Genomic DNA, 9731 nt, shown 5'->3' with positions numbered 1-9731 from the left:
TGGACCGGCTGGTGGGCGCGGAGACCTTTCTCAAGTGTGAGAACTTCCAGCGCGTCGGGGCCTTCAAGTTCCGCGGCGCCTACAACGCCGTCTCACGGCTGTCGCCCGAGCAACTCTCGCGCGGCGTGGCCGCTTACTCGTCCGGCAACCACGCCCAGGCCGTCGCGCTGGCCGCACGGGAACTGGGCAGCACGGCGCTCATCGTGATGCCCGCGGACTCTCCCGCCACCAAGCTGGAGGCCACCGCCGCCTACGGCGCGGAGGTCGTCACCTACGACCGCTACACCGAGGATCGGGAAGCCATCGGCCGGCGGCTGGCGGAGGAGCGCGGGCTCACCGTCGTGCCGCCCTACGACGACCCGCACGTCATCGCCGGGCAGGGCACGGCGGCGCTGGAACTGCTGGAGGAGACCGGGGAACTGGACGCCCTGGTGCTGCCGGTGGGCGGCGGGGGGCTGGCCGCCGGTTCGGCGACGGTGGCGACCGGCCTGCAGCCGGGTATCCGCGTCATCGGCGTCGAGCCGGAGGAGGGCGACGACACCCGGCGCTCGCTGGCGGCCGGCCACCGGGTGGCGCTGGACGGCATTCCGCGCACCATCGCGGACGGGCAGGGCGCGATGGTGCCGGGCGAGCTGACCTTCCCGGTCAACCAGCGGCTGCTGGCGGGGGTGGAGTTGGTGAGCGAGGAGGAGATCCTGGCGGCGATGCGGTTCGCCTTCGAACGGCTGAAGATCGTGATCGAGCCGAGCGGTGCGACCGGACTGGCCGCCCTGCTGGCGGGGCGCATCGATCCGGTGCCGCAGCGCGTCGGGGTCATCATCTCGGGCGGCAACGTGGGGATGCGGCGCTTCATGGAACTGATGGAGGGCAGCGCCGGGTAGCCCGGTCCCGTACGTGGGGGACGGCCGGCACCGGGGCAGGTGGTACCGGCCGTCCTCACTCGGCGTGCCGTGGGGGCCCGCCGAGGCTTCTGACGGTACGTAAGGATGCGGCCGTTGCCGGGTTGTTATCAAGGACCGGCAAGGGACTTGACGCGTCCGCCCGTCCGGCTCTCAGCCGCGGCGCCGGGGAACCGGTACCCGTGCCAGGTCCTCGGCGATGGTCAACTCCCCCTCGAAACCCGCCTCCCGTGCCTGGCGGGCGAAGGCCGAGGGGTCGCTGTAGCGCTGCGAGAAGTGGGTGAGGACGAGGCTGCGTACGGCGGCCTGTGCCGCGACCCGGCCGGCCTGGCCGGCGGTCAGATGGCCGTACTCCTCGGCGAGCGCCGCGTCCTCGTCGAGGAACGTGGACTCGATGACCAGCAGGTCGCAGCCCTGCGCGAGGGTGTGCACGCCCTCGCAGAGCCGGGTGTCCATGACGAAGGCGAAGCGCTGGCCGGGCCGGGGCTCGCTGACCTCCTCCAGCCGTACGCCGCGCAGTTCGCCCGCGCGCTGGAGGCGGGAGATGTCCGGGCCGCTGATGCCGCGCTCGGCCAGCCGCTCGGGGAGCATGCGGCGGGAGTCGGGCTCGACAAGGCGGTAGCCGTACGCCTCGACGGGGTGGGAGAGCCGGTGCGCGGAGAGGGTGAAGGGCGGATCCTCACTGGTCGCGTCAGCGGCGGACGCGGCGGCGGCCAACTCTCCGGACGCGCCGACCGGTTCCTCCCGCAGCGCCACCGTCTCCCGGTAGGCGGTCGCGTACCGCAGCCGTTCGAAGAAGCGCTGTCCGCTCGCCGGATAGTGCGCCGTGACGGGGTGTGGCACCCGGTCCAGGTTGATGCGCTGGATGACGCCGGCCAGCCCCAGGGCGTGATCCCCGTGGAAGTGCGTCACACACAGCCGGGTCAGGTCGTGCACGGCGACCCCGGCCCGCAGCATCTGGCGCTGGGTGCCCTCCCCGGGGTCGAAGAGGAGGCCGTGGCCGTCCCAGCGGAGCACATAGCCGTTGTGATTGCGGTGCCGGGTCGGCACCTGGCTCGCGGTGCCCAGCACGACCAGTTCACGTACGGACATGGGCGGTCGGAACGCCTCAGCCGGGTGGCCAGTTGAAGCCGCGGCCGCCGAGCACGTGGGCGTGCGCGTGGAAGACCGTCTGGCCCGCTCCGTGACCGGTGTTGAAGACGACGCGGTAGCCGGTGCCGGGACCGGTCTCCGAGGCGACGATCCCCTCCTGCTCGGCGACCTCGCCCGCCTCGCGCAGCATCTCGGCGGCGAGCTGCGGCTCGGCGGCGGCGAGCGTGGCGGCGTCCGGATAGTGCGCCTTGGGGATGACGAGGACGTGCGTGGGCGCCTGCGGGTTGATGTCCCGGAACGCGGTCATCGTCTCCGAGTCCCGGATCACGGTCGCCGGGACCTCGCCCGCCACGATCTTGCAGAACAGGCAGTCCGCCTGCGATTCTCCAGCCATGCGGGGATGTTACCGGTCCGGCGGCCGCCGCCGCGGGTTCCGGGGCAGGCCGGGTCAGGACCAGCGGCCGGTGCGGCCCAGCAGCAGGGCCGCCGCCGCGGTGCCCGCCGTGGACGTCCGCAGCACCGTGGGCCCCAGCCGGTACGGTCGCGCGCCGGCGTCGGCGAACGCGGTCAGCTCCTGCGGGGAGACCCCGCCCTCGGGCCCGACGACCAGCACGATGTCACCATCCGGCGGGAGTTCGGCGGTCGCGAGGGGAATGCCGCCCTCCTCGTGCAGGACCGCGCCCAGCGCTGCACCACGCAGCAGCTCGGCCACCCGCGCGGTGCCGGCGAGGTCGGCGACCTCGGGGAAGCGCAGCCGGCGCGCCTGCTTGCCGGCCTCGCGCGCGGTGGAGCGCCATTTGGCGAGCGACTTCAGCCCGCGCTCGCCGTTCCACCGGGTGACGCAACGGGAGGCGGCCCACGGCACGATCGCGTCGGCGCCGGTCTCGGTCAGGGTCTCCACGGCCAGTTCGCCGCGGTCGCCCTTCGGCAGTGCCTGCACGACGGTGATACGGGGCCGCGGCTCCGGCTCCGTCCGTACGGCCGTGATCGCCACCTCGAGGCGGTCCTTGCCGGAGACGGCTGCCACCGTGCCGGAGGCGCCGGTGCCCGCGCCGTCCGTGAGGACGATCTGCTCACCGGGGCGCAACCGCCGTACGGAGACCGCGTGCCGTCCCTCGGGCCCGTCCAGCACGATGGTGCCGTTGCCCTCCGGTGCCGTGCCTGCCAGCTGCTCACGGCCGGCGAGGAAGACCGGGGCCGTCATCCGGGGCCGCCCCCTTTCGCCGGCTCTTCGCGGGCCGCCACCAGCTCCGCGACCAGCGTTTCCACCAGCCGGCCCGCGGGCATCTCGCGCGCCAGCCGGTGACCCTGGCCCGCCCACAGCGCCATGCCCTGCGGGTCCTGCGCCTTGGCCGCCGCCTTGCGCAGCCCGGCGGTGAGGTGGTGCACCTCGGGGTAGGCGGCCGGCGCGTACCGGCCGTGCTCACGCAGGAAGCGGTTGACCAGCCCCCGTGCGGGCCGTCCGGAGAAGGCGCGGGTCAGCTCGGTGCGGACGAAGAGCGGGTTGGTCATGGCCTTCTTGTGCACCGGGTCCGCCCCCGACTCGGGGCAGACCAGGAAGGCGGTGCCCAGCTGTGCCGCGGTCGCGCCGGCGGCCAGCACCGCGGCGATCTGGCTGCCCCGCATGAGGCCGCCCGCGGCGATGACCGGCAGCGGCACGGCCTCGGTGACCTGGGTCAGCAGGGTGAGCAGGCCGAGACCGCTGCCCGTGCCGTCCTCCTGCGGATCGTCGCGATGCGTGCTCTGGTGCCCGCCCGCCTCGATTCCCTGTACGCACAGGGCGTCGGCGCCGCACCACTCCGCGACCTGCGCCTCGGCGACGGAGGTGACGGTGACCACCGTGTACGTGCCACGCTTGGTGAACCGCTCCAGGACGCCGCGGGTGGGGCAGCCGAAGGTGAAGGAGACGATCGGGACCGGATCGTCGAAGAGGATGGCGAGCTTGGCCTCGTAGGCGTCGTCGGTGCCGTGGCCGGTCTCACCCAGCTCGGTCTCGTACCAGCTCGCCTCGCCGGTGAGCTGCGCGCGGTAGACCTCCACCGCCGCCGGGTCGCTGTTGCCGGGCTGCGGCATGAACACGTTGACGCCGAAGGCACGCTGAGTGAGCCCGCGTACGTGTTTGATCTCCTCGTACATGGCGTCCGGCGTCTTGTAGCCGGCGGCGAGGAAGCCCAGCCCGCCCGCCTCGCTGACGGCGCCGACCAGCTCCGGGCAGGAAGCACCACCCGCCATGGGGGCCTGCACGATCGGATGCTCCATGAAGCCGGAGAGCCTGGTGGGCGCTGAGGACATGGCCACATCCTGTCACGTGGCGTGTGATTGCAGTCAGGCCCCTGTCATCGCACCGAAGGCGCGTCAGCGGCCGTTGAAAGCGTCCTTCAGCCGGGAGAACAGTCCTTGCTGCCCGGGCTGGAACTGACCTGTCGGCCGTTCCTCGCCGCGCAGTTCGGCCAGCCGCCGCAGCAGTTCCTCCTGCTCCGGCTCGAGATCGCCCGGCGTCATCACCTCTACGTGGACGATCAGCTGACCGCGACCGCCGCCCCGCAGGTGCGTGACGCCGCGCTCGTGCAGCGGGACCGACTGTCCGGACTGGGTGCCCGGCCTGATGTCGATCTCCTCCAGCCCGTCCAGCGTCTCCAGCGGCACCTTGGTGCCGAGCGCCGCCGCCGTCATCGGGATGGTGACCGTGCAGTGCAGATCGTCACCGCGGCGCTGGAAGGTCGGGTGCGAGGACTCGTGAATCTCGACGTACAGGTCGCCGGCCGGGCCGCCGCCGGGGCCGACCTCGCCCTCGCCCGCGAGCTGGATGCGGGTGCCGTTGTCGACACCGGCGGGGATCTTGACCGTCAGGCTGCGCCGCGAGCGGACCCGCCCGTCACCGGCGCACTCCGGGCAGGGCGTGGGCACGACCGTACCGAAGCCCTGGCACTGCGGGCACGGGCGCGAGGTCATGACCTGGCCCAGGAAGGACCGCGTCACCTGGGACACCTCGCCCCGGCCCCGGCACATGTCGCAGGTGTGCGCCGTGGTACCGGGCGCCGCGCCCTCACCGTGGCAGCTGTTGCATACGACGGCCGTGTCGACCTGGATGTCCTTGGTCGTACCGAAGGCGGATTCGTCCAGCTCGATGTCGAGCCGGATCATGGCGTCCTGCCCGCGGCGCGTACGGGACCGGGGGCCGCGCTGCGACGCGTTGCCGAAGAAGGCGTCCATGATGTCGGAGAAGTTCCCGAAGCCCCCGCCGAAGCCGCCGGCGCCGCCGCCGCCCGCTCCGGCCGCCGGGTCACCGCCCAGGTCGTAGACCTGCTTCTTCTGCGGGTCCGACAACACCTCGTAGGCGGTGTTGATCTCCTTGAACCGCTCCTGCGTCTTGGGGTCCGGATTGACGTCCGGGTGCAACTCGCGCGCCAGCCTGCGGAAGGCCTTCTTGATCTCGTCCTGCGAGGCGTCGCGCTGCACGCCGAGGACCGCGTAGTAGTCCGTCGCCACTTAGGACTCCGCGAGAATCTGTCCGACGTACCGTGCCACTGCGCGTACCGCTCCCATCGTTCCGGGGTAGTCCATGCGGGTCGGTCCGACCACGCCAAGTTTGGCTACCGCTTCGTCGCCCGAACCGTAACCGACCGACACGACCGATGTGGAACTCAGTCCTTCGTGAGCGTTCTCATGTCCGATTCGTACGGTCATGCCCGAGTCCTTCGCCTCCCCGAGCAGCTTCAGCAGCACGACCTGCTCCTCCAGCGCCTCCAGCACCGGCCGGATGGTCAGCGGGAAATCGTGCCCGAAACGCGTGAGGTTCGAGGTGCCGCCGATGATCAGCCGCTCCTCGGTCTCCTCCACCAGCGTTTCCAGCAGGGTGGCCAGCACCGTGGAGACCGTGCCACGGTCGTCGGCGTCGAACGCCTCGGGCAGATCCTGCACCAGGGACGGCACCTCGGTGAAGCGCTCACCCACCACCCGGCTGTTCAGCCGGGCCCGCAGGTCCGCCAGCGTCGACTCGCCGACCGGCGCCGGGCAGTCGATCAGGCGCTGCTCGACCCGGCCGGTGTCGGTGATCAGCACCAGCATCAGCCGCGCGGGAGCAAGCATCAGCAGCTCGACGTGCCGCACCGTGGACCGGGTGAGCGACGGATACTGCACGACGGCGACCTGCCGGGTCAGCTGCGCCAGCAGCCGCACCGTGCGCCCCACCACGTCGTCGAGATCGACGGCGCCGCCGAGGAAGTTCTGGATGGCCCGCCGCTCGGGAGAGGAGAGCGGCTTGACGCCCGCCAGCTTGTCCACGAAGAGGCGGTAGCCCTTGTCGGTGGGGATGCGGCCGGCGCTGGTGTGCGGCTGTGCGATGTAGCCCTCGTCCTCCAGCACCGCCATGTCGTTGCGCACGGTGGCCGGGGAGACCTGGAGGTTGTGCCGCTCGGTGAGCACTTTGGAGCCGACCGGCTCCTCCGTGCCGACGTAGTCCTGGACGATGGCGCGCAGCACTTCGAGTCTGCGTTCGCTGAGCACCGCGCACACCTCCCGTCCGGACCTGACCTGACTGGCTCGCACCTCTGACGCCTCGGGCGCCTCGCGCGCCCCTGGCATCTCCGGTGTCCTGGCACTCTCATTGATTGAGTGCCAGCTCCCCTGGGCCAGTGTACGGCCGGTAGCCCTGGCGGGGGCAAGAGCGGCCCGGTCGACCGTATCGCCGATAGCGTCAACGCATGACAGGACACGGGGAATACGGGCCGGGCGGGGACGGCTGGGAGCGGCTCGCTCCGGGTGTCGTACGGCGCAGGCTGCCGCGCTGGGACGCGACGGCCGGGGCGGTGCGGGGCCCGGCGGGAGTACTGGTCGTCGACACCGGGTCGAGCCTGGCGGAGGGGGCGCGCATCCGCGCGGAGCTGGACGGCCTGTTCGGGCTGCCGGTGACGCACGTGGCGCTGACCCACGGGCACTTCGACCACGTGCTGGGCACGGCCGCCTTCGGGGACGTGCGGGTGTACGGGGCGGCCGGCCTGGACGAGTACCTGGCGGGCGCGGGGGAGGAACTGCGCCGGGACGCCGTCCGGTTCGGCCTGCCCACCGAGGCCGTCGAAGCGGCGACGGACGTGCTCGTCGCACCGCGGCACGTGGTTCCGGGAGAACTCGCCCTCGCCCTGGACGACCGGCAGGTGGTGCTCGCCCGCCTGGGACCGGCCCACAGCGAACACGATCTGGCGGTCCTGGTCCCGGGCACCGGCGGCGGCCCGGACGTCGTCTTCTGCGGCGACCTGGTGGAGGAGTCCGGCGAGCCGCAGGCGGGCCCCGACGCGCGGCCCGCGCGGTGGCCGGCCGCGCTGGACCGGCTGCTGGCGCTGGGCGGCGAGGACGCGCTGTACGTACCCGGGCACGGGGCGGTCGTCGGCGCGGACTTCGTGCGCGCCCAACGGGACGTACTGGCACGCCGCTTCGCCTCTTCGTGAAGAATGCCGTCATGCGCAGCCGTCACTACGATTCCGATCTGACCCCGCCGTGGAAGAAGCCGCGGCAGCCGGTGCCGGAGTTTCCGGCCGAGCCCGGTCCCGACCTCGTCGTGGAGGAGGTCACCACGGGATTCTGCGGTGCGGTGATCCGCAGCGAGAAGACCGCGCAAGGGCCGACGGTCACCCTGGAGGACCGGTTCGGCAAGCACCGGGTCTTCCCGATGGAGCCGCGCGGCTTCCTGCTGGACGGGGAGGTCGTCACGCTCGTACCGCCGGGCACCGCTGCTGGTGCTGCTCCTGGCACGGCGCGCCCGCAGCGCACCGCCTCCGGTTCGGTCGCCGTGCCGGGCGCGCGTGCCCGGGTGGCACGGGCGGGGCGGATCTATGTGGAGGGACGGCACGACGCGGAGCTGGTGGAGAGGGTCTGGGGCGACGATCTGCGCATCGAGGGGATCGTGGTCGAGTACCTCGAGGGCATCGACGACCTCCCTTCGATCGTGCGGGACTTCGCCCCCGGCCCGGACGCCCGGCTCGGCGTGCTGGTCGACCACCTGGTGCCGGGTTCGAAGGAGTCCCGTATCGCGGCGGAGATCACCGGCGAGGACGTGCTGGTGGTCGGACACCCCTACATCGACGTCTGGGAGGCGGTGAAGCCGTCCTCCGTCGGCATCGAAGCCTGGCCCCGGGTGCCGCGCGGGCAGGACTGGAAGACGGGCGTGTGCCGGGCGCTGGGCTGGCCGGAGAACACCGGTGCCGCGTGGCAGCGGATCCTGAGCGCGGTGCGCTCGTACAAGGATCTGGAGCCGGACCTGCTGGGGCCGGTGGAGCACCTGATCGACCATGTCACGGTGGGGTCCTCCTGACGGAGTCGGCCCCGGGACAGTGGAGCCCGGCCATCACGGACAATGGGAGCCATGCCCTCCGCAACCCCCGACGGCGATCCCCCTAGGCCTTCGGCCTGGGGGGACCCCCAGCCCGAGGACGGCTCTCTCCCGCCCTCCGCCCTGGCCGGCCGTGCCTCCCGTCCGCTCGGCTTCTATCTCCACGTGCCGTACTGCGCGACCCGCTGCGGCTACTGCGACTTCAACACCTACACCAGCGCCGAGCTGCACGGCTCCGGCGGCGTGCTCGCCTCCCGCGAGAACTACGCGGCCACCCTCGCCGACGAGATCCGGCTCGCCCGCAAGGTCCTCGGGGACGACCCGCGCAGCGTCGGAACCGTCTTCGTCGGCGGCGGCACACCGACGCTGCTCCCGGCCGCCGACCTGGGCAGGATGCTCTCCGTCATCCGCGACGAGTTCGGGCTGACGGCGGACGCCGAGGTGACCACCGAGGCGAACCCCGAATCCGTTGATCCCGGCTATCTCGCACAGCTCCGCGAAGCGGGCTTCAACCGTGTCTCCTTCGGCATGCAGAGCGCACGCCCGCACGTGCTCCGGATCCTGGACCGCACCCACACTCCCGGGCGGCCCGAGGCGTGCGTCGCCGAGGCCCGCGCCGCGGGCTTCACGCACGTCAACCTCGACCTGATCTACGGAACTCCGGGTGAGTCCGACGACGACTGGCGGGCCTCCCTCGAGGCCGCGCTGACCGCGCGCCCCGACCACATCTCCGCCTACGCCCTGATCGTCGAGGAGGGCACCCAGCTCGCCCGCCGCATCCGGCGCGGCGAGGTCCCGATGACCGACGACGACGCGCACGCGGACCGCTACCTCATCGCGGAGGAGACGCTGTCGGCGGCGGGCATGGCCTGGTACGAGGTCTCCAACTGGGCCACGGCCACCGACCCCGCGGCACGCTGCCGGCACAACGAGCTGTACTGGACCGGCGCCGACTGGTGGGGCGCCGGGCCGGGCGCACACAGCCACGTGGGCGGTGTCCGCTGGTGGAACGTCAAGCATCCGGCCGCCTACGCCCGAGCCCTGGCGGAGGGCCGCTCCCCCGGCGCCGGCCGCGAACTGCTCAGCGCCGAGGACCGCCGGGTCGAGCGCGTCCTGCTGGAGCTCCGCCTCGCCGCGGGCTGCCCGCTGGAGCTGCTCGCCCCCGCCGGTGCGGCGGCCGCACGCCGGGCACTGTCCGACGGACTGCTGGAGCCGGGCCCGTACGAGCGGGGCAGCGCCGTGCTCACGCTGCGCGGCCGGCTGCTCGCCGACGCGGTCGTGCGCGACCTGGTGGACTGACGTGGTGCGGGTTCAGTCGCGCAGCGGTCGGCCGGTCGAGTCGGTCGTGTAGCCACCAGCGCCGACGAGGTAGAGGATCCCCTCGACGAAGCCCCAGAGCGAGCCGATGCCACAGG

The 9731-nt window shown here is 72.5% G+C and carries 10 protein-coding genes; 4 read left to right on the top strand and 6 right to left on the bottom strand.

Annotated features, from left to right (window positions below; translation table 11 throughout):
• The coding region (locus ACRDP3_RS08610) for a pyridoxal-phosphate dependent enzyme (protein ID WP_431516261.1) at positions 1–881 on the top strand (881 nt) is incomplete at its 5' end.
• Between the two features lie 171 nt (positions 882–1052).
• On the opposite strand, the gene ACRDP3_RS08605 is transcribed toward ACRDP3_RS08610, so the two are convergent.
• The 6 genes from ACRDP3_RS08605 to hrcA form a co-directional block, all read right to left on the bottom strand.
• A complete protein-coding gene (locus ACRDP3_RS08605; protein WP_431516260.1) occupies positions 1053–1991 on the bottom strand; it encodes a ribonuclease Z in 939 nt (312 codons plus the stop codon).
• A 16-nt stretch (positions 1992–2007) separates the two neighbouring features.
• Complete coding sequence (locus tag ACRDP3_RS08600; RefSeq protein WP_431516259.1) at positions 2008–2385, bottom strand: histidine triad nucleotide-binding protein; 378 nt, start codon at positions 2383–2385, stop codon at positions 2008–2010.
• Positions 2386–2439: 54 nt separating this feature from the next.
• Complete coding sequence (locus ACRDP3_RS08595) at positions 2440–3195, bottom strand: 16S rRNA (uracil(1498)-N(3))-methyltransferase (RefSeq protein WP_431516258.1); 756 nt, start codon at positions 3193–3195, stop codon at positions 2440–2442.
• Complete coding sequence (locus ACRDP3_RS08590; RefSeq protein WP_431516257.1) at positions 3192–4283, bottom strand: nitronate monooxygenase; 1092 nt, start codon at positions 4281–4283, stop codon at positions 3192–3194. Before ACRDP3_RS08590 ends, ACRDP3_RS08595 begins: the two co-directional genes overlap by 4 nt.
• A gap of 63 nt (positions 4284–4346) precedes the next feature.
• A complete protein-coding gene (gene dnaJ, locus ACRDP3_RS08585; RefSeq protein ID WP_431516256.1) occupies positions 4347–5480 on the bottom strand; it encodes a molecular chaperone DnaJ in 1134 nt (377 codons plus the stop codon).
• Positions 5481–6497, bottom strand: coding sequence for a heat-inducible transcriptional repressor HrcA (gene hrcA / locus ACRDP3_RS08580; protein WP_431516255.1), 1017 nt, complete (start codon positions 6495–6497; stop codon positions 5481–5483).
• A gap of 197 nt (positions 6498–6694) precedes the next feature.
• On the opposite strand from hrcA, the gene ACRDP3_RS08575 reads away from it, so the two are divergent.
• Genes ACRDP3_RS08575 through hemW form a run of 3 tightly spaced genes read left to right on the top strand, consistent with a single transcriptional unit; the run spans position 6695 to position 9615 of the window.
• Positions 6695–7435: an MBL fold metallo-hydrolase gene (locus ACRDP3_RS08575; RefSeq protein ID WP_431516254.1), complete on the top strand. Its 741-nt coding sequence runs from the start codon at positions 6695–6697 to the stop codon at positions 7433–7435.
• A gap of 11 nt (positions 7436–7446) precedes the next feature.
• Positions 7447–8298 (top strand): DUF3097 domain-containing protein, encoded by an 852-nt coding sequence (locus ACRDP3_RS08570; protein ID WP_431516253.1) that lies wholly within the window; start codon positions 7447–7449, stop codon positions 8296–8298.
• Positions 8299–8349: 51 nt separating this feature from the next.
• Positions 8350–9615 carry a radical SAM family heme chaperone HemW gene (hemW, locus tag ACRDP3_RS08565; RefSeq protein WP_431516252.1) on the top strand — a complete coding sequence of 422 codons (1266 nt, stop codon included), beginning with the start codon at positions 8350–8352 and terminating at the stop codon, positions 9613–9615.
• Positions 9616–9731: the final 116 nt, after the last annotated feature.

The sequence above is a fragment of the Streptomyces sp. genome (assembly GCF_050698815.1).
Lineage (GTDB): Bacteria > Actinomycetota > Actinomycetes > Streptomycetales > Streptomycetaceae > Streptomyces.
Note: the sequence above shows the minus strand (reverse complement) of the source record. Positions and strands in the feature narration are given on the sequence as shown.